Here is an 18911-nt window from a genome sequence, read left to right as displayed (position 1 = left end):
TCTTCAAGAACATAGTATTGTTTTAGTGCGTGGTGGTAGGGTTAAAGACTTACCAGGTGTGAAATATCACATTGTACGTGGTGCGCTTGATACAGCAGGTGTTGCAAAAAGAACAGTTTCTCGTTCTAAATATGGTGCTAAGCGTCCTAAAGCAGGTGCTGCTAAGTAAAATTAAAGACAGACAAATCCGTTTGATTTGATTTTGTTTGAGTAAAATTAAAAATTTGAAGGAATAATAATGAGAAGAAGAAAAGCTCCGGTAAGAGAAGTTTTACCTGATCCGATTTATGGTAATAAAGTAATCACAAAATTTATTAATTCTTTAATGTATGATGGAAAAAAGAGTGTTGCAACAACTATAATGTATGGTGCTTTAGAAGCTATTGATAAAAAAGGTGGCGAAAAGAAAGGAATCGATATTTTTAATGAAGCTATTGAAAATATCAAACCTCTTTTAGAAGTTAAATCTCGTCGCGTAGGTGGTGCTACTTATCAAGTTCCAGTTGAAGTAAGACCTGCTAGACAGCAAGCTTTAGCTATTCGTTGGATCATTTCTTTTGCAAGAAAAAGAAGTGAAAGAACAATGATAGAAAAACTTGCAGGAGAGCTTTTAGATGCTGCTAACAGCAAAGGCGCTTCCTTTAAGAAAAAAGAAGATACTTATAAAATGGCTGAAGCAAATAAAGCATTTGCTCACTATCGTTGGTAAGAAAGGAATAAGATGTCAAGAACTACTCCTTTAAAAAAAGTTAGAAATATAGGGATTGCAGCACATATCGATGCTGGAAAAACAACAACAAGTGAAAGAATTCTTTTCTTCACTGGGATGAGTCATAAAATCGGCGAAGTGCATGATGGTGCTGCGACTATGGACTGGATGGAGCAAGAGAAAGAAAGAGGTATTACAATTACTTCTGCTGCGACAACTTGTTTTTGGAAAGATCATCAAATCAATCTTATTGACACTCCAGGCCACGTGGATTTTACTATTGAAGTTGAAAGATCGATGCGTGTTTTAGATGGCGCTGTAGCTGTTTTTTGTTCAGTTGGCGGGGTTCAACCTCAATCAGAAACTGTATGGAGACAAGCAAATAAGTATGGGGTTCCAAGAATTGTTTTTGTTAATAAAATGGACAGAATCGGTGCTAATTTCTACAATGTAGAAGATCAAATTCGCAACCGTTTAAAAGCAAATCCAGTTCCACTTCAAATTCCAATTGGTGCTGAAGATAATTTTAAAGGTGTTATCGACCTTGTAACAATGAAAGCTTTAGTTTGGGAAGATGACACAAAACCAACAGATTATGTTGAAAAAGAAATTCCAGCAGAATTAAAAGAAAAAGCTGAAGAATATCGCACTAAGATGATAGAGGCAGTTTCTGAAACTTCTGATGAATTGATGGAAAAATATCTCGGCGGAGAAGAATTAACTCTTGAAGAAATCAAATCAGGAATTAAAGCTGGATGTTTAAGCCTTGCCATCGTTCCTATGCTTTGCGGAACGGCTTTTAAAAACAAAGGTGTTCAGCCTTTACTTGATGCGGTTGTAGCTTATTTACCAGCTCCTGATGAGGTAGCAAATATCAGAGGTGAATATGAAGATGGTACAGAAGTTTCTGTAAAATCAACTGATGATGGTGAATTTGCGGGACTTGCTTTTAAAATTATGACCGATCCATTTGTGGGACAACTTACTTTCGTGCGTGTTTATCGTGGTAGCTTAGAAAGTGGTTCTTATGCTTATAACTCTACAAAAGATAAAAAAGAAAGAATCGGTCGTTTATTAAAGATGCACTCAAATAAAAGAGAAGAAATTAAAGTTCTTTACGCAGGAGAGATTGGTGCTGTTGTAGGGCTTAAAGACACTTTAACAGGTGATACCTTAGCTAGTGAAAAAGATAAAGTTATTCTAGAGAGAATGGATTTTCCAGATCCTGTTATTTCTGTTGCGGTTGAACCAAAAACTAAAGCAGATCAAGAAAAAATGTCTATAGCTTTAAATAAACTTGCACAAGAAGATCCAAGCTTTAGAGTTTCTACTGACGAAGAAAGTGGTCAAACTATTATTTCAGGTATGGGTGAGCTTCACTTAGAAATTATCGTTGATCGTATGCTTCGTGAATTTAAAGTTGAAGCTGAAGTAGGCCAACCTCAAGTTGCTTATAGGGAGACAATTAGAAAAACAGTTGAACAAGAATATAAATACGCTAAACAATCAGGTGGTCGTGGTCAATATGGACATGTATTTTTACGTCTTGAACCACTTGAGCCAGGAAGTGGATATGAATTTGTTAATGATATCAAAGGCGGGGTGATTCCTAAAGAATATATTCCAGCTGTAGATAAAGGTATTCAAGAAGCTTTACAAAATGGTGTTTTAGCGGGATATCCTGTTGAGGATGTAAAAGTGACTGTTTATGATGGAAGTTACCACGAAGTGGATTCATCTGAAATGGCATTCAAACTTGCTGCTTCTATGGGCTTTAAAGAAGGAGCTAGAAAAGCAGGAGCTGTTATTTTAGAACCTATGATGAAGGTTGAAGTTGAAACTCCAGAAGAATATATGGGTGATGTAATAGGCGATTTAAATAAGCGTCGTGGTCAAGTAAATTCTATGGATGAAAGAGGCGGAAATAAAATCATCACAGCATTTTGTCCTTTAGCTGAAATGTTTGGCTACTCAACAGATCTTAGAAGTCAGACTCAAGGTCGTGCAACTTATTCTATGGAATTTGATCATTATGATGAAGTTCCAAAAAATGTTTCTGAAGAAATTATCAAAAAGAGAAATGGTTAAAAATTAAAGCGGAAGTTTTTCTTCCGCTTTTTTTGTCCTCGTAGCTCAGCTGGATAGAGCACAAAATTCCTAATTTTGAGGCCGTGAGTTCGAATCTCGCCGTGGACACCATTTTAAATAAATCTATTATTTTCTTTCTTTAGCTTTTAATCAAATTTTTAGTAGAAGTTTTAATTAGGTATGATTGGTTGCGAAGGGGAGATTTGAACTCCCGACCTTCGGGTTATGAGCCCGACGAGCTAACCACTGCTCTACTTCGCGATAAGATATTTTTGGATGGGGTAAAGGGATTCGAACCCCTGAATGACAGGACCAAAACCTGTTGCCTTACCGCTTGGCGATACCCCAATTTAAATAAGTATTTTGTGTAATATTTTTAAGAGAGGAAATTATATTAAAATTTAATTTATTTGTCAAGCAAATAAAGCTATAATTTTTATAAAATTATAAAAATTGAGGAATAATAAATGAAATTTGTAAGCATTGAGCAAGCTATTGAGGACTTAAAACAAGGCAAAATGCTTGTAATGGTTGATGCAGAAGATAGAGAAAATGAAGGAGATTTGATTTTTCCTGCCCAATTTAGCACAAAAGAAAAGGTTAATTTTATGATCAAAGAGGCTAGGGGTGTTGTTTGTGTAGCACTTGGAGAGAAAATCGCTAAAAAATTTAACCTTCCTTTAATGGTGCCACAAAATACCTCCAATCACGAAACTGCTTTTACAATTACAGTGGATGCTAAAGAGGCTAAAACGGGTGTAAGTGCTTATGAACGTGATATGACTATAAAAATTTTTGCAGATGATGAGGCAAAAGCAGAAGATTTTGTTCGACCTGGTCATATTAATCCTTTAATCGCTAAAAGTGGAGGAGTGTTAGAAAGGACAGGGCATACAGAAGGGACTGTGGATCTTTGTCGTTTAGCGGGATTAAAAGAAGCTTGTGTGATTTGTGAAATTGTTAAAGATGATGGAGATATGGCTCGCAGAGAAGATTTAGAAAAATTTTGCGAAAAACATAATCTTAATATGATTGCGGTTTCTGATATTATAGAATACAGATTAAAACATGAAAGCCTTATTACCTTAAAAGAAAAAAGTGATAGCTTTTTAGCGGGTTTTAAAGCTGAAAAATTTGTTTTTACTGATCATAATCATATGCAACATATTGTATTTTCTTTTGGAGAAATTCAAAAATGCACCAATGTGAAATTTCATATCAGCGGAAGCGATTTTGAGCTTTTAACGTCGGATAAATTTTCAAAACTTTTAGAACAGATTAAATTTTTACATGAAAATAGTGGAGTGATTGTTTTCATGCAAGGAGAAAAATCAAGTGCAACTCAATTTAAAAATTATGGTATAGGGGCGCAAATTTTAAGATATTTTAAAATAGAAGAGATTAAGCTTTTATCTCAAAGTTGCGATAAGGACTATATAGGCTTAGAGGGTTTTGGGTTAAATCTTAAAGTCTGTAATTTTAATTAGAAAGGATAAAAATGACACTCAAAGAGCAAATTTTAAATGATATTAAAGAAGCGATGAAGCAAAAAAATGATTTCAAACGTGATGTTTTAAGGACTTTAAATGCGGCTTTAAAGCAATTTGAGATCGATCAAAGAATCACTCTTGATGATGAAAAAATATTTAAGATCATAATTGGCGAGATAAAAAAGAGAAAAGATGCGGTAGAACTTTATACTAAAGGCGGAAGAGAAGATTTGGCTCAAAAAGAAAATGATGAAATTGCCATTCTTGAAATTTATCTACCAAAACAATTAAGCGATGAAGAATTAAAATCAGCATTAAAAAAAATAATAGAAAAATTAGGGGTAAGTTCTTTAAAGGAGCAAGGGCTTGTTATGAAAGAAGCTAAGGAAGAATTTGGGGCAAGGGTTGATGGAAAAAGATTAAATGAAGTATTAAGAGAAATTTTAAATTAATTTTTTTTAAGATTGTGTAAAAAGTTAGTATTTAGAAAGATTATCGTGCTATGATTGTAACAAATATTTTTTTAGATGATTGTATTTTTTAGAGGAATAAAATGAAATTAAAAGAAATAGCGGAATTTTTAAGTTTGGAATATTATGATGAAGATATTGAAATCACTGCTTTAAATTCTCTATTAAGGGCAAATTTTACAGAGCTAACGTATTGCGATGGAGAAAAAAATGCTAAAGATATTCCTAATACCGGAGCTGCTGCGATATTGGTAACTAAAGAATATGAAAATTTGGTTCCAAAAGATACGAAAGTATTGATCACTCAAAATCCACATTTAAGTTTCGCTTTTTTAAGTAAGCTTTTTGCAAAACCTTTGTTTGAGCAAGTTAAAGAAAAAAAGCAAAATATTGCCAAGAGTGCTAAAATTATGCCTAATGTTTATATAGGTAATAATGTTGATATTGGAGAAAATGTAGTCATTATGGCTGGTGCTTATATTGGGGATAATGTCAGCATAGGAGATGAGAGTATCATCCATCCTAATGTAGTGATTTATAATGATACTAAAATTGGAAAAAAATGTCATCTTTTAGCAAATTGCGTTATAGGAAGTGATGGTTTTGGTTATGCGCACAATAAAAATGGAGAGCATTATAAAATTTATCACAATGGTAATGTTGTTTTGGAAGATTTTGTAGAAATTGGAGCTTGTACGACAATTGATAGAGCTGTATTTGATAGTACAATTATTAAAGCAGGAACTAAAGTAGATAATCTTGTTCAAATAGGACATAATTGTGATATTGGACAAAATTGTATTATTGTGGCACAAACAGGTATTTCAGGTTCAAGTCAATTAGGAAGAAATGTGGTTATGGGTGGTCAAAGTGCTACAAGTGGGCATTTAAAAATAGGAGATTTTAGTACAATAGCCGCACGAGGTGGAGTAAGCAAAAACCTTGAAGGAGGTAGAGTTTATGGAGGTTTTCCTATCATGCTTCAAAAAGATTGGCTTAAGCTTCAAGCTAAAATTGCTATAAAATTTAAAGAATGATTATAAAATAAGCATAGCATCGCCATAAGAGTAAAATCGGTATTTTTCTTTTATGGCTAATTCATAGAGTTTTAAGCATTGTTCTCTGCCTATAAAAGATGAAACAAGCATAATAAGAGTTGATTTAGGCAAGTGAAAATTAGTTAAAAGATAATTTTGTCTTATAGGCGGATTATTTGGGTGTAAAAATAAATCACAAAATCCATTTTCTTTATGCGTTCTTGCGTAATATTCTATACTTCTTGTTACCGTGGTTCCAATACCTAAAATATGTTTTTTTGAGTCAATAATTTCACAAGCTTGTTTTGGGATGCTAAAAAATTCGCTATGCATTTTATGTTCTTGTATGTTTTCGCATTCTACATTTTTAAAAGTGCCTGCGCCTACATGCAAAGTCAGGTGATAAATTTCATGCTTTTTATTTAGATCATTAATCATATCTTCGCTAAAATGCAAACTTGCCGTAGGAGCAGCCACTGCGCCTAAATTTTTAGCAAATATGCTTTGATAATCCTTAATATCATCGACATTATCTGCTCTTTTGATATAAGGAGGTAAGGGAATATGTCCTATTTTATCAAGAAGTTCATAAAGTTCATTTGTGTTTAAGATTTTATCATTTTGATAAAAACAAACTTTACGCATTCCATCTTCTAGAATTTCAATAACTTCTGCTGTTAAGTTTTTTTCAAAATGCAAAATTTCATTGATTTTTACACGTCCTTTAATTTGAACTATAAAGCTTGGTTTTTTTGAATTTAAAAAAGGTTGATGTAAAAAAAGTTCTATTTTGCCACCGCTTGATTTTTTTCCATAAATTCTTGCTTTAATAACCTTTGTATCGTTAAAAAATATCGCACAATCGGGTAAAATATCTTTTAGATTAGTAAAAGTGGTATGGAAAATTTTTTGATTTTTTCTTTCATAAACCAAAAGTTTAGCATTTTCTTTAGGGATTATTGGATAATTTGCTATAAGCTCTTGTGGCAAATGATAATTATAAGATGAGAGAAATAAATCTTGTTCGATCACTCTGTATCTTCTTTAGAGGCTGGATTGACTTTTTGAACAATTAAAATAGAGAGTCCATAAAGTCCGCAAAGAGGCCCTGCCATTAAAAATTGAGATAAGAAATCAGGTGGTGTCATGAAAGCAGAAAAAATAAAAATAACTAAAACAGCGATGCGAAAATGACGCTTCAAAAAAGAATCATCAATTAAACCTATTTTTGCAAAGAAAAATGCAATAACAGGCATTTCAAAAGCCAAACCAAAAGCTATAATAACCTTAATGAAAAAATCGACATAAGTTCCTAAAGTAATGATAGGATTAAAACCTTCATTAACACTAAAATTGATTAAAAATTTAAAAGCCAAAGGCACAACAATAAAATAACAAAAACAAGCTCCTAAGGCAAACATAACGCTTGCAAAACTTACAAAAGGGATTACAAGACGTTTTTCATTGTCATAAAGTCCTGGAGAGACAAATTTCCAAAATTGCCAAAAAATAATAGGGATGCCAAAAACAAAGGCAGCAAAAAAACTTACTTTAATGGTGGTAAAGAGTCCTTCTTGCATTTCAATAACATTGATGTGTTTTGAAAATTCAGGTAAAACTTCTACAAGAGGAGCTTTTAAAATTTCTAAAATATAATTACGAAAGCCAAAGCATATTAAGAATAATACAATAACAGCAACAACACTGATAAAAAGACGCTTTCTAAGTTCGATTAAATGGGGTCTTAATTCTTCAAACATCTTGTTTTTCCACTTTTTCATCTAATGAGGTAAGTTTAGGTTTTTCATTTGGAGTTAAATTTTGTCCGCTAAGGTTTTGAGATGTATTGTTTTCTCTGCTATCAAAAGTTAAATCCACTTTAGTTTTTTCTAAAATATCTTTTTTAAGATCATCAAATTCTTCAAAGCTGAGTTTTTTTCTTATATTTTGATTGGTTGAAGAAAATTCATCTTTGTATTTTTTAGCTTCTTCTTTAAGTTCATTGATACGAATTTCTTTTTCTATGCTTGATTTTGCATCATCTATATTTTTCTTTAAAGCCTTTAAAATTTTAGCTACTTGTACAATAGCTTCTGGAAGTTTATCAGGCCCTAAAACTAAAATCGCTACCACTAAAATAATTATAATTTCACCAAAACTCATTTATAACTTCTTTGATTTTAAGGAATAAAGAATAATTTTACATTAATTTTAATTACTTTAAAATTAATTGTGTTAAAATATTTTAGAAATTAATAAAGGACTATTTGTTGTGATTATTTTAAGACCTTTTGAGCTTAAAGATTTATATTATCTGCATGATTTATTAAGCAATGAAAAAGTTAATAAATATCTACCTTGGTTTGTTTTTCAGACTGTAGAACAAACTCGTAATCATTTAGAGCAATTTTATCTTAAAGCAAGTGATCAAAAATCAAAATATCGTTTTGCAATATGTTCTCAAGAAAATGACGAAATGTTAGGCTATATTCATTTAAATCTTGAAAACAAAGCAAATGATTTAGGTTATGCTTTGAGAGAAAAATTTCATAATCAAGGTATTATAACCTCTGCGTGTAAAATGTTTTTAGAATATCTAAAAAAAGAGGGTGAAATTGACTACATAACGGCAACACATGATGTAAATAATATTGCTAGTGGTAGAGTAATGCAAAAAATAGGTATGACTTACCAATATAGCTATTATGAGTTTTGGACTCCTAAAAACATAGAAGTGGTTTTTAGAATGTATCAATTTAATTTTAAAGAAGGACAAAAAATTTACGAGGTTTATAAAGAGAAACATAAACATTTCTATGAAAATTTAAAAGTATAAAGCAAGTTCGTCGCTGATTAAAAAATTAAGATTGTAATAAATCCCTTTTTTTAATTCAAGTTTTTTTTCTTTTACGAGCAAATTAGCTTTTTCTTTTTGTTTTAAATTTAATTTTTTTTCTTGGATGCCTACTATGCTTCTAAGTCCTAAAAATAGATGTTCTAAATTTAAATCTTGAGGACTTAGTTTTTCTATATTTCTAAAAGTAGGATTTTTTATATAGGATTTTAAATTTTTAGCCGTATAAAAACGTTGATTTTTATAAAATCCTACTGCACTTAAGCCACATCCTATATAATCTTTACCTTTCCAATATCCAAGATTGTGTTTGCATATTGAGTTTTTATTTTTGGAGAAATTACTGATTTCATATTGAAAAAAGCCAAGTTTTGTTATTTCTTGGATAAAAAATTTCATTAGATTAGGAGCATTTTTTTTAAAATTTTCTTTTTTAGCAAAAGCAGTTTTTGATTCTATAGTTAGATTATAAGCGCTTAAATGAGTGATTAAGGGTTTGATTTTTTCTAAATTTAAAAGTTCAAATTCAAGCATTTTTTTATTATCCATTTTAGTATCATAAATCAAATCTAAATTGATATTAGTAAATCCTACTTTATGTGAGTTTTCTAAAGCTTTAAAAATCATTTCTTGATTGTGAATTCTTCCAAGAAATTTTAATTTTTCAGAATGAAAACTTTGTGCTCCAAAAGAAATGCGATTAATCCCTATATTTTTCATAGCTTTAAGCCAATTTAAAGTCGCTGAATTTGGATTAGCCTCACATGAAATTTCAGCATTTTTAGCTAAATAAGGATGTAAAATTTCAAAGATATATTCATAATTGCTTGCATCAATGCAACTTGGCGTTCCACCACCTATAAAAAGCGTTTTTATTTGATTGTGATGGATGTTAAATTTTTTAAGATGAAAATCAATGTCATTGCTTAGAGCTTTAAAATAAGATTTTTCATAATTTTCTTTTTTTAAACTCGTAAAAGCACAGTAATGACATTTGCTTTCGCAAAAAGGAATATGAATATAAAAATGCATAAATAACCCAAATAATTTTAATTAAAATTTGCTAATTTTAATCAAATTTTGATTTGATTTAAGTTAAAATAATTCCTTAAGATGGTTAAGGAAGAAAAGTGGAAAAAGAAAAAAAATATAGACCAAATGTCGCGGCTATTGTTTTATCAAGTTCCTATCCTTTGGAATGTAAAATTTTTATAGCCAAAAGAAGCGATATGGATAATGTTTGGCAATTTCCACAGGGTGGTATTGATGAGGGCGAAGAAATAAAAAATGCTTTATTAAGAGAGCTTAAAGAGGAAATTGGCACTGATGAGGTTGAAATCATCGCTGAATACCCAGAATGGCTAAGCTATGATTTTCCCGAAAGAGTTGCCCAAAAAATGTATCCTTATGATGGACAAATTCAAAAATATTTTTTAGTGCGCCTAAAGGATAATTCTAAGATCAATATACAAACAAAACATCCCGAATTTAGTGCTTATCAATTTGTTGAGGTGAAACAAGTTTTTGAGATAATTCATCATTTTAAAAAAAATATTTATGTCAAGGTGATAAAGTATTTTGAAGAGAAAGGTTATATCTGATGCTTATAGTTCAAAAATATGGTGGAACGAGTGTTGGTAGCTTAGAACGTATTGAAGCGGTTGCAAATCGTGTTATAGAGAGTGCAAAACAAGGACATCAATTAGTCGTTGTGGTTTCTGCTATGAGTGGAGTTACTAATACTCTCATAGAGCAAGCACAATATTTTAGTCCAAATCCTAATGGTAAAGATATGGATATGCTTTTAAGTAGCGGAGAGCGTGTTACGAGCGCTTTACTTTCTATCGCTTTAAATGAAAAAGGATTTAATGCTATTTCTTTTTCAGGAAGAAAAGCAGGTATTATCACAGATAGTGTTTTTACGAAAGCTAGGATTTCTTATATTGATTCTAGAGCTATAAAAGAAGCCTTAAATGAAGGAAAAATTGTCGTTATTGCTGGATTTCAAGGTGTAGATGAAGAAGGCAATGTGACGACTTTAGGACGTGGTGGAAGTGATTTGAGTGCTGTTGCTGTGGCGGGAGCTTTAAATGCGGATTTGTGTGAAATTTATACCGATGTTGATGGAGTATATACAACTGATCCACGTATAGAACCCAAGGCTAAAAAGCTTGATAAAATTTCTTATGAAGAAATGCTTGAGCTTGCAAGTTTAGGGGCTAAAGTGTTGCAGAATCGTTCAGTTGAGCTTGCTAAAAAATTAAATGTAAATTTAGTCACAAGAAGTAGTTTTAATAATAATCAAGGAACAAATATAACAAAAGAGGATGGAATGGAAAAAGCTTTAGTTAGTGGTATTGCTTTGGATAAAAATCAAGCAAGAGTAACTTTAAGAAATGTAGAAGATAAGCCAGGAATTGCGGCTGAAATTTTTTCTGTTTTAGCGGATGAAAATATCAATGTGGATATGATTATTCAAAATGTAGGAGTAGATGGAGCGACTAATTTAGGTTTTACTGTGCCTCAAAATGAATTAGAATTAGCCAAAAATGCTATGAAGAAAATTTTACATGCAGATACTATAGTAGAAAGTGATAGTGCTGTGGTAAAAGTGTCTATAGTGGGTGTTGGGATGAAGTCTCATTCTGGTGTGGCAAGTCGAGCTTTTAAAGCTTTAGCAGATGAAAATATCAATATAGGTATGATTTCTACTAGTGAAATAAAAATTTCTATGATAGTGCATGAAAAATATGGAGAACTTGCTGTAAGGGCACTTCATGAATGTTATGAGCTTGATAAATGAGTGATTTTTTAAGTTTCACGCTTGAAAATATACGCAATGGCGGAACTTTTATGGCGTGGATGGAGTCTCGTCGTTTAGAATGGGCGCCTTTGATGCAAGTTAAGCTTAAATATTTGCTTGAAGGGCGTACTTTTGTATTGATGTGTGATGAGCAAAGATCTTGGTATGAGGAATATTTTTTAAAAAATATCAATGCAAAAGCAAATCGTCCTATGCTGCCTTTTGTTTCTTTAAATTCTTTATGCAAAAAAAAGATACAAAAAGTAGAAGAAATTGCCTTGCTTAATGATTTACTTGATATCACTTTTCCTAATGGTTATGTGTATTTTTATATAGGTTCTACTATGGATGAAAAAGCTTTAATCGCTAAATCTAAAAATGATAGTTTATTATGGCTTTTTGATGAACAATTACAAAATAGCTTTTTTCTTAACTCTAAAGATAAAGATCTTGATGTTAAGCTTATCAGTCTTTATAAACTTTTGGATTTAAGTTTAGATGCGATTTTGTTTTCTAAAGTTAGTTTGGGATAATTTTTTGTGTTTGCGAGTAAGATTTTAATCAGTGAAGATTTTGAGCGTATCAAAGAAGAAATGATTGAAAAATATGGATATAATCGTTTAAGATTTATTCCTAAAACTCCTGCAAATGACTTTTTACTTGATGATGCAAGACTGGTTGAAAAAGAAAGTTATATAGCAGAAGTTGATGAAAAAATTATTGTTCTAATGGCACATAATTTTAGAATAGAAGCACAAAATTTTTTATTAAAGCTCCTTGAGGAGCCTCCTAAAAATATTAAATTTCTTATAGTTGTCCCTTCTAAAAATTTACTTTTACCCACGATAAAATCGCGTCTTATATGTGAAAAGCGTGATGTAAAAAAAACAAAGAATCATTTAAATTTAGATTTGGATAAAATGGATTTGAAAATAATGTTTGAATTTTTGCAAGAAAATGAAAATTTAGACAAAAATGAACTTATGGAAAAAATCACTCTTTTAGCAGAACAAATGGTCAAAATAAAAGATTTTAATGCACAAGAACTTGAATTTTTTTATGAATCTTATGAGTTAGCAAAGCTTAATGCTAAAAGTTCTTTGATTTTAACCACTCTTTTGCTTAATTTTTATACAAAGAAATAAAATGAAATTTTATAAAATCAATCCTGATACAGATTTTAAGATAATTTGTTCTTTTATTAACCCTCATCAATTTGGACAAAAAATCATGAGTCAAAAGACACAAATTCATTTTGTTTTGATTAAAAATTTAAACACGGCAGCTGCAAATATTTTAAAACAAGATGCTTTAAGAGTAGGTGCTGAATTAATAACCCACAAAGAGGTTATTACAGCCAATATAACTTATTCTAATGCCCTTTTAATGGCTACAAAAGAACAAATTCAAAAATTAATATCAAAAGAAAAACTGCAAGATTTCGGACTTAAAAAATTAGCTCTTTTTTTGGAAAAAGACTTTTTAAAGCCTAAAAAAGTAGAACTCATGGCGGTTATGAATATCAATGAAGATAGCTTTCATGCTAATAGTCGCGTTAGTGAAGATAAATTTGAAAAAAAACTCAATGAAATTTTAGCTTTAAGTCCTGATTATATAGATATTGGTGCGGTAAGTTCAAGACCTGGGAGTTATTATTGTGGCAAAGAGGAAGAATTTAAAAGGCTTAAAAATATTCTTGATTTAATTCATACAAAAAAATATTATGAAAAAAGTATTTTTAGCTTGGATAGCTTTGATGAGTATTGTTTAAAATATGCTTTAGATAGAGGTTTTAAATTGATCAATGATATCACGGGCTTAAAAAATGAAAATTTAGCCAAACTTGCAAGTGAATATAAGGCAAAATATTGTTTGATGCATATACAAAAAGATTCAAGTATTATGCAGGATAATCCTTATTATGAAGATGTGCTTGATGAAATCAGTTTGTTTTTTGAGGAAAAACTTGAGATTTTAGATAAATATGGAGTAAAAGAAAGTATTTTGGATGTAGGTATTGGTTTTGGAAAAAGTGCGGAGCATAATATGATTTTAATCAAGCATTTGGAGCATTTTTTGCAATTTAAAAAACCTTTGCTTATAGGGGCAAGTCGAAAAAGTATGATAAATGCTTATTTTCCAAGTGAGATTAAGGATCGTTTAGCAGGGACTTTGTATTTACATTTAAAAGCTTTTGAAAATGGAGCAAGTATTATAAGGGTACATGATCTGTATGAACACCAACAGCTTTTTGCCTTAGTAAATGCTATGAAAAATATAGGAGTTTAAGATGACGAAAGAAGAATATTTAAGCAAGGTAGCTTTAGCTAATGAGTGGATGAGGGCATATTATGAAAAAGATGAGCCTTTGGCAAGTGATGAGGAATATGATGCTTTGATTAGAGAATTAAGAGCCTTTGAAAGTCAAAATGAAAATGACATTTCACCTAATTCACCAACGCAAAAAATAGCTCCTACTATACAGAGTGAGTTTAAAAAAATCACTCATCTAAGTCGCATGTGGTCTATGGAAGATGTTTTTGATGAGGAGGAATTAAGAGCTTGGGCAAAACGTGCAAAGTGTGAAAATAATTTTTTCATAGAGCCAAAATTTGATGGAGCGAGTTTAAATTTGCTTTATGAAAATGGTAAATTAATCAGTGGTGCTACAAGAGGTGATGGCGAGGTAGGTGAGGATATTACATTAAATGTTTTCGAGATTGATAATATTCCAAAAACCATTTCTTATAAAGAAAAAATCGAGATCCGTGGTGAAGTTGTGATTTTAAAAGATGATTTTGAAAAAATCAATGAAAAAAGAGCACAGTTAAATCAAAGTTTATTTGCTAATCCAAGAAATGCAGCCAGCGGAAGCCTAAGACAACTTGACACAAGAATTACTAAAGAAAGAAATTTAAAATTTTATCCTTGGGGGGTTGGAGAAAATTCTTTAAATTTTAAAAAACATAGTGAGGTAATGAATTTTATCAGAGAGCTCGGTTTTTTAAAAGATGATTTTGTAAAACTTTGTAAAGACTTAGATGAGGTTTTATTATCCTATAAGGAGCTTTTATCTTTAAGAGATCAAAAACCTATGATGATGGATGGTATGGTAGTTAGAGTTGATGATCTAGCGCTTTGTAAGGAGCTTGGTCATACGGTTAAATTTCCAAAATTCATGGCGGCTTTTAAATTTCCAGCGCTTGAAAAAACAACGCGTTTAATTGGGGTGAATTTGCAAGTGGGAAGAAGTGGAGTGATCACTCCTGTTGCTGTTTTAGAACCTGTAAATTTAGATGGGGTTGTGGTAAAATCTGCTACTTTGCATAATTTTGATGAAATTGAAAGATTGGATGTAAAAATCAATGATTTTGTTAGCGTTATAAGAAGTGGGGATGTGATACCCAAAATCACTAAAGTATTTAAGGAAAGACGAGATGGCTTAGAATTTGATATCTTGCGTCCTAAATTTTGTCCTACTTGTCAAGGTGAGCTTTTAGATGAAGGGACGCTTATAAAATGTCAAAATATAGATTGCAATGATAGGCTTTTAAATTCAATCATACATTTTGTTTCTAAAAAGTGTTTAAATATAGATGGACTTGGTGAAAATATAGTTGAGCTTTTATATAAAAATAAAAAAATTAATACAATTGAGAGTATTTTTTCTTTAAAATATGAAGATTTTGAAGGTTTAGAAGGCTTTAAGGAAAAGAAAATCAATAATATTTTAAATGCTATAGAAAATGCAAGAGAATGCGAATTATTTCGTTTCATCACAGCTTTAGGAATTGAGCATATCGGAGAGGTAGCAGCTAAAAAACTAAGTTCAAGTTTTGGCCTAGATTGGTATAAGCAAAATTTTGAATCTTATGCGAATTTAGAGGGTTTTGGTGAGCAAATGGCGGCTAGTTTATGTGAATTTACTCGTGTGAATGAAAGCCGAATTTGTGAGTTTTATCATATTTTAAAATTAAAAGTGGAGCGTTTAGAGATTAAAAGTGATAGTTCTATTTTAGGAAAAACTTTTGTAATTACTGGAACACTTTCTAAGCCAAGAGATCATTTTAAGACCTTAATAGAAAAATTAGGTGGAAAGGTCAGTGGTTCAGTTTCTAAAAAAACAGATTTTGTGCTCTTTGGAGAAGAAGCAGGTTCTAAACTAAACAAAGCAAAGGAACTTGGTGTTAAATGTATCAATGAAAGTGATTTTCAAGAGTTGATAAAATGATCGCTTTATTGGCTTTATTTGCTTTTATTTTAACATGGCAGTTTTTTAGCTATGCTTTTATTTTTTTAATTTTTATTTTTTATGCTTTTTTAAAGGAATTTTTTGGTTTTTTAAATTTTAGAAAAAGTATCATAAAAGAGGCAGTATTGGTTAAAAATAGTTTAGCCTATAAAATCACTTCTAGAAATTTATACATTTATATTGTGAGTTTTTTTGTAGCTTTATTTGCTATTTTTTCTTTATCTTTAAATTTATTAGCCTCTCAAAGGCAAGATTATATTTTTTTATTTATAATCTTACCTTTATTGTTGGTTTTTTTCAAAAAAAAACTTTATTTTCAGCTAGTCAATAATGCTTATACTGATTTTATTATCATCCTTATATCGAGTTTTTTTACGGCACTTTTTTATAGCATTTTTGATATTTTTTTTAATGTTAAAACTATATTTAATTTATATGATTTTCATCAAAATATAGTTTATTATAAAAATTCAAGTTTTTTATTTTTTGACTTAATTTCTCAATTTTTAGCAATTATAAATGCTTTAAAAGAATACTTTTTATCCTATTTTGGAATTTTTTGGTTTAGAATTTTTAATTTTGTTTTTGATTTTTTTAATTTTTTTGTATTTTCTTTTTTTGTTGCTTATCTTTATAATTTTGCTTTTAAAAGAAACAAAATTTATATTTTTGCCAGTTCTTTTATAATTTTAATTGCTTTATTTCTTTCCAAAGAAAGTAAAAACCAAAACATAAAACCTTACCATAAAGAAATTTTAACGATGATGGATAATTTTTCTTTACTAAAGGAACAAAATTTAAGTACTTTAAAAGAAGATAAAATCAAATGGGATAAAAATTTAAAACAAGTCAGGGAAATTTTAAATAAAAATGCTTTTGAAATTGGTATATGGTGGTTTTCCAAAGAAAAAGAAGATTTGCAAAAATCTCTCAATGAAAGCTTAAAATGAGATACGATCTTTTTGTAGCAAAGCGATTAAATATCAGTAGAAATAAAGCTTTAGAGCTTATAGAAAATGAAGAAATTTTGCTCAATTTTAAAAAATTTAAACCCTCTTTTGATGTCAAAAATTTACTTAATCAAGAATTAACTCAAGAAGAAATTTTATTTTCTAAAGAATTGAAATTAGAACTTTTAAATAAAACTTATGTTTCAAGGGCTGCTTTTAAATTAAAGAGTTTTTTAGAGGATAAAGATATAAATATATCAAATAAAATTTGTTTAGACGTAGGTTCTAGCACGGGTGGATTTGTGCAAATTTTATTAGAAAAACAAGCTTTAAAAATCGTTGCTTTGGATGTGGGAGATAATCAACTTCATCCAAGTTTGCGAGATAATGCTAAAATAAAAATCGTTGAAAATACGGATCTAAGAGTATTTAAAAGTGAAGAAAAATTTGAAATTATCACTTGTGATGTGAGTTTTATTTCTTTACATCACTTGATATTTTATATTGATCAGTTAGCCTTAAAGGATATAATCTTACTTTTTAAGCCTCAGTTTGAGGTTGGAAAAAATGCAAAAAGAAATAAAAAAGGTGTTGTTAAAGATGAAAAAGAAATTCAAAAAGCAAGAAAAGAATTTGAAAAAGCTTGTATTCGTTTGGGGTGGATTTTAAAAATTTGCGAAGAGTCTAAGATAAAAGGAAAAGAGGGCAATGTTGAATATTTTTACCACTATAGCAAAAAATAAAATCAAATCTTTAGCCATCGGTTCTTTTGATGGTTTGCACTTAGGACATCAAAAGCTTATTAATTTATTGGACGACTTTGGTGCGATTTTAATCGTGGATAAATTTCAAGGTAGAAAACTTTGTACTCATAAAGAAAAGCAGATTCTATCAAATAAACAAATCATAGAACTTGATTTTGAAAGTATTAAAAATTTAGACGGAAAAGAATTTTTAGATTTTTTAAAAAAAGAATTTGTTTCTTTAAAATGCATTATTGTCGGTTATGATTTTTGTTTTGGTAAAAATAAAGCTTATAAAGCCAAAGATATAGAAAATCTAAGTGGGATAAAAACGATCATAGTGGATGAGTTTTGTATCAATGGAATGAGTGTGCATACAAGTTTGATTAAGGAATTTTTAGCCAAAGGTGAAATTGAAAAAGCAAATCTTCTTTTAGGAAGAAATTATTCTATAAAAGGCAAACATGTTAAAGGACAGGGGCTTGGATCAAAAGAGCTTTATGCAACTTTAAATTTACAATGCGATGATTATGTTTTACCCAAAGAAGGTGTTTATGCCACTTTAACCCAAATAAAAGATGCAATTTATAAAAGTGTGAGTTTTTTAGGATTGCGTTCTAGTGATGGAAAATTTGCCATAGAAAGCCATATTTTAGAAAAATTTGATCAAGATATAAATTGCAAAGATATGATAGAAATTCAATTTATATCTTTTTTAAGAGAAAATCACAAATTTGAAGATTTGACACAATTAAAAAAGCAAATTTCTCAAGATATACAATTAGCTCAAGATCGTTTAAAGGATTTGAAATGAAAGATGAAATTTTTAAAGAAAGCCCAAAAAAACAGTTTGAATTTGATAAAAATGTAGCCAGTGTTTTTGATGATATGATTAATCGTTCCGTGCCTTTTTATAAAGAAAATTTAGAACTTTGTGCTAAGTTGATTGCTAAGATTGCAAATGATGGTGCTAAAGTTTGTGATTTGGGTTGTTCTAGTGCTAATTTTTTGATTTTTTTGGCTAGTTTAAGAAAGGATTTTAGCTTTTTTGGAGTGGATAATTCTTTACCTATGCTTGAAATAGCAAAATCAAAAGCCAATGCATACGGCTTAAATATAGAATTTATTGAAGGTAATTTATGCGAATTTGATTTTTTTAGTAGTGATGTTTTTATTGCAAATTATACTTTACAATTTATAAGACCTCCAAAGAGGCAAGAGCTTGTAAATCAAATTCATAAAAACCTAAATGAAAATGGTATTTTTATCATGAGTGAAAAAATACTTTTTGAGGATGCATTTTTATCTAAAAATGTGATTGAAATTTATGCTGATTATAAGCAAAGTCAAGGATATTCTAAATTTGAGATAGCTGCTAAAAGAGAGGCTTTAGAGAATGTTTTAATCCCTTATAGCGAAAAAGAAAATATTTCTATGCTTAAAAATGCCGGATTTAAAAAAATAGAAAGTATTTTTAAATGGGCAAATTTTGAAAGCTTTATAGCTTTTAAATAA

General features: G+C 30.0%; 20 protein-coding genes, 3 tRNA genes and 1 pseudogene. 18 read left to right on the top strand and 6 right to left on the bottom strand.

Annotation, left to right across the window (positions count from 1 at the left end; genetic code table 11):
• The 4 genes and pseudogenes from rpsL to H2279_RS02350 all read left to right on the top strand — a co-directional run.
• Positions 1–169: pseudogene (gene rpsL, locus H2279_RS02365) on the top strand (30S ribosomal protein S12); the annotation flags it as partial.
• Between the two features lie 69 nt (positions 170–238).
• Positions 239–709, top strand: a complete 471-nt coding sequence (gene rpsG / locus H2279_RS02360; protein WP_137623925.1) for a 30S ribosomal protein S7 — start codon at positions 239–241, stop codon at positions 707–709.
• 12 nt (positions 710–721) lie between these two features.
• Positions 722–2797, top strand: a complete 2076-nt coding sequence (gene fusA, locus H2279_RS02355; RefSeq protein ID WP_137623926.1) for an elongation factor G — start codon at positions 722–724, stop codon at positions 2795–2797.
• 34 nt (positions 2798–2831) lie between these two features.
• Positions 2832–2908, top strand: a tRNA-Arg gene (locus tag H2279_RS02350).
• Between the two features lie 74 nt (positions 2909–2982).
• Here H2279_RS02350 and H2279_RS02345 read toward each other — a convergent pair.
• Together H2279_RS02345 and H2279_RS02340 are read right to left on the bottom strand one after the other, a co-directional pair.
• Positions 2983–3058 (bottom strand) — tRNA-Met (locus H2279_RS02345).
• A 12-nt stretch (positions 3059–3070) separates the two neighbouring features.
• Positions 3071–3145: transfer RNA gene (locus H2279_RS02340), tRNA-Gln, on the bottom strand.
• 119 nt (positions 3146–3264) lie between these two features.
• Between H2279_RS02340 and H2279_RS02335 the strand changes: the two genes are divergently transcribed.
• The 3 genes from H2279_RS02335 to lpxD all read left to right on the top strand — a co-directional run bounded on the left by H2279_RS02335 (position 3265) and on the right by lpxD (position 5794).
• Positions 3265–4284, top strand: coding sequence for a bifunctional 3,4-dihydroxy-2-butanone 4-phosphate synthase/GTP cyclohydrolase II (locus H2279_RS02335; protein ID WP_137623927.1), 1020 nt, complete (start codon positions 3265–3267; stop codon positions 4282–4284).
• Between the two features lie 11 nt (positions 4285–4295).
• On the top strand, positions 4296–4739 hold the full coding sequence (locus H2279_RS02330) for a GatB/YqeY domain-containing protein (protein ID WP_337195461.1): 444 nt from the start codon (positions 4296–4298) through the stop codon (positions 4737–4739).
• Between the two features lie 101 nt (positions 4740–4840).
• Positions 4841–5794 carry a UDP-3-O-(3-hydroxymyristoyl)glucosamine N-acyltransferase gene (gene lpxD / locus H2279_RS02325; protein WP_337195460.1) on the top strand — a complete coding sequence of 318 codons (954 nt, stop codon included), beginning with the start codon at positions 4841–4843 and terminating at the stop codon, positions 5792–5794.
• Here the strand turns inward: lpxD and queA are convergent, their stop codons facing one another.
• The 3 genes from queA to tatB are packed head-to-tail and all read right to left on the bottom strand — an operon-like array spanning position 5795 to position 7957.
• Complete coding sequence (gene queA / locus H2279_RS02320; RefSeq protein WP_337195463.1) at positions 5795–6823, bottom strand: tRNA preQ1(34) S-adenosylmethionine ribosyltransferase-isomerase QueA; 1029 nt, start codon at positions 6821–6823, stop codon at positions 5795–5797.
• On the bottom strand, positions 6823–7554 hold the full coding sequence (tatC, locus tag H2279_RS02315) for a twin-arginine translocase subunit TatC (protein WP_337195459.1): 732 nt from the start codon (positions 7552–7554) through the stop codon (positions 6823–6825). Before tatC ends, queA begins: the two co-directional genes overlap by 1 nt.
• A complete protein-coding gene (gene tatB, locus H2279_RS02310; protein ID WP_137623931.1) occupies positions 7547–7957 on the bottom strand; it encodes a Sec-independent protein translocase protein TatB in 411 nt (136 codons plus the stop codon). The genes tatC and tatB overlap by 8 nt, the downstream gene beginning before the upstream one ends.
• A 109-nt stretch (positions 7958–8066) precedes the next feature.
• On the opposite strand from tatB, the gene H2279_RS02305 reads away from it, so the two are divergent.
• Complete coding sequence (locus H2279_RS02305) at positions 8067–8630, top strand: GNAT family N-acetyltransferase (protein ID WP_137623932.1); 564 nt, start codon at positions 8067–8069, stop codon at positions 8628–8630.
• Here H2279_RS02305 and hemW read toward each other — a convergent pair.
• Positions 8619–9680: a radical SAM family heme chaperone HemW gene (hemW, locus tag H2279_RS02300; protein ID WP_337195458.1), complete on the bottom strand. Its 1062-nt coding sequence runs from the start codon at positions 9678–9680 to the stop codon at positions 8619–8621. The genes H2279_RS02305 and hemW overlap by 12 nt on opposite strands.
• A 98-nt stretch (positions 9681–9778) precedes the next feature.
• Between hemW and H2279_RS02295 the strand changes: the two genes are divergently transcribed.
• Genes H2279_RS02295 through cmoA form a run of 10 tightly spaced genes read left to right on the top strand, consistent with a single transcriptional unit; the run spans position 9779 to position 18911 of the window.
• The gene (locus H2279_RS02295; RefSeq protein ID WP_137623934.1) at positions 9779–10249 is read left to right on the top strand and encodes an RNA pyrophosphohydrolase; all 471 of its coding nucleotides are present in this window, start codon (positions 9779–9781) and stop codon (positions 10247–10249) included.
• Complete coding sequence (locus H2279_RS02290; protein ID WP_337195457.1) at positions 10249–11451, top strand: aspartate kinase; 1203 nt, start codon at positions 10249–10251, stop codon at positions 11449–11451. Before H2279_RS02295 ends, H2279_RS02290 begins: the two co-directional genes overlap by 1 nt.
• On the top strand, positions 11448–11984 hold the full coding sequence (locus tag H2279_RS02285) for a HobA family DNA replication regulator (protein ID WP_137623936.1): 537 nt from the start codon (positions 11448–11450) through the stop codon (positions 11982–11984). The genes H2279_RS02290 and H2279_RS02285 overlap by 4 nt, the downstream gene beginning before the upstream one ends.
• A gap of 6 nt (positions 11985–11990) precedes the next feature.
• The gene (locus H2279_RS02280; protein ID WP_337195456.1) at positions 11991–12596 is read left to right on the top strand and encodes a DNA polymerase III subunit delta'; all 606 of its coding nucleotides are present in this window, start codon (positions 11991–11993) and stop codon (positions 12594–12596) included.
• 1 nt (position 12597) lies between these two features.
• A complete protein-coding gene (folP, locus tag H2279_RS02275; protein ID WP_337195455.1) occupies positions 12598–13740 on the top strand; it encodes a dihydropteroate synthase in 1143 nt (380 codons plus the stop codon).
• 1 nt (position 13741) lies between these two features.
• Positions 13742–15682, top strand: a complete 1941-nt coding sequence (gene ligA, locus H2279_RS02270; protein WP_337195454.1) for an NAD-dependent DNA ligase LigA — start codon at positions 13742–13744, stop codon at positions 15680–15682.
• The gene (locus tag H2279_RS02265; RefSeq protein WP_337195453.1) at positions 15679–16653 is read left to right on the top strand and encodes a hypothetical protein; all 975 of its coding nucleotides are present in this window, start codon (positions 15679–15681) and stop codon (positions 16651–16653) included. Before ligA ends, H2279_RS02265 begins: the two co-directional genes overlap by 4 nt.
• Complete coding sequence (gene tlyA / locus H2279_RS02260; RefSeq protein ID WP_137623941.1) at positions 16650–17396, top strand: 23S rRNA (cytidine-2'-O)-methyltransferase TlyA; 747 nt, start codon at positions 16650–16652, stop codon at positions 17394–17396. The genes H2279_RS02265 and tlyA overlap by 4 nt, the downstream gene beginning before the upstream one ends.
• On the top strand, positions 17362–18210 hold the full coding sequence (locus H2279_RS02255; protein WP_137623942.1) for a bifunctional riboflavin kinase/FAD synthetase: 849 nt from the start codon (positions 17362–17364) through the stop codon (positions 18208–18210). The genes tlyA and H2279_RS02255 overlap by 35 nt, the downstream gene beginning before the upstream one ends.
• Positions 18207–18911 (top strand): carboxy-S-adenosyl-L-methionine synthase CmoA, encoded by a 705-nt coding sequence (cmoA, locus tag H2279_RS02250; protein ID WP_137623943.1) that lies wholly within the window; start codon positions 18207–18209, stop codon positions 18909–18911. The genes H2279_RS02255 and cmoA overlap by 4 nt, the downstream gene beginning before the upstream one ends.

The sequence above is a fragment of the Campylobacter sp. B0100352/1 genome (genome assembly GCF_020135855.1).
GTDB lineage: Bacteria > Campylobacterota > Campylobacteria > Campylobacterales > Campylobacteraceae > Campylobacter_D > Campylobacter_D taeniopygiae.
The sequence above is the reverse complement of the archived record's forward strand: the minus strand, read 5'-3'. Positions and strand labels throughout refer to the sequence as shown.

Coding starts and splice junctions, on each gene's coding strand:
- cmoA (WP_137623943.1), top strand. CDS start 18,207: ATGAAAGATGAAATTTTTAAAGAAAGCCCAAAAAAACAGTTTGAATTT.
- H2279_RS02285 (WP_137623936.1), top strand. CDS start 11,448: ATGAGTGATTTTTTAAGTTTCACGCTTGAAAATATACGCAATGGCGGA.
- H2279_RS02290 (WP_337195457.1), top strand. CDS start 10,249: ATGCTTATAGTTCAAAAATATGGTGGAACGAGTGTTGGTAGCTTAGAA.
- H2279_RS02335 (WP_137623927.1), top strand. CDS start 3,265: ATGAAATTTGTAAGCATTGAGCAAGCTATTGAGGACTTAAAACAAGGC.
- ligA (WP_337195454.1), top strand. CDS start 13,742: ATGACGAAAGAAGAATATTTAAGCAAGGTAGCTTTAGCTAATGAGTGG.
- tatB (WP_137623931.1), bottom strand. CDS start 7,957: ATGAGTTTTGGTGAAATTATAATTATTTTAGTGGTAGCGATTTTAGTT.
- lpxD (WP_337195460.1), top strand. CDS start 4,841: ATGAAATTAAAAGAAATAGCGGAATTTTTAAGTTTGGAATATTATGAT.
- folP (WP_337195455.1), top strand. CDS start 12,598: ATGAAATTTTATAAAATCAATCCTGATACAGATTTTAAGATAATTTGT.
- H2279_RS02265 (WP_337195453.1), top strand. CDS start 15,679: ATGATCGCTTTATTGGCTTTATTTGCTTTTATTTTAACATGGCAGTTT.
- fusA (WP_137623926.1), top strand. CDS start 722: ATGTCAAGAACTACTCCTTTAAAAAAAGTTAGAAATATAGGGATTGCA.
- H2279_RS02330 (WP_337195461.1), top strand. CDS start 4,296: ATGACACTCAAAGAGCAAATTTTAAATGATATTAAAGAAGCGATGAAG.
- H2279_RS02255 (WP_137623942.1), top strand. CDS start 17,362: ATGTTGAATATTTTTACCACTATAGCAAAAAATAAAATCAAATCTTTA.
- rpsG (WP_137623925.1), top strand. CDS start 239: ATGAGAAGAAGAAAAGCTCCGGTAAGAGAAGTTTTACCTGATCCGATT.
- tlyA (WP_137623941.1), top strand. CDS start 16,650: ATGAGATACGATCTTTTTGTAGCAAAGCGATTAAATATCAGTAGAAAT.
- hemW (WP_337195458.1), bottom strand. CDS start 9,680: ATGCATTTTTATATTCATATTCCTTTTTGCGAAAGCAAATGTCATTAC.
- tatC (WP_337195459.1), bottom strand. CDS start 7,554: ATGTTTGAAGAATTAAGACCCCATTTAATCGAACTTAGAAAGCGTCTT.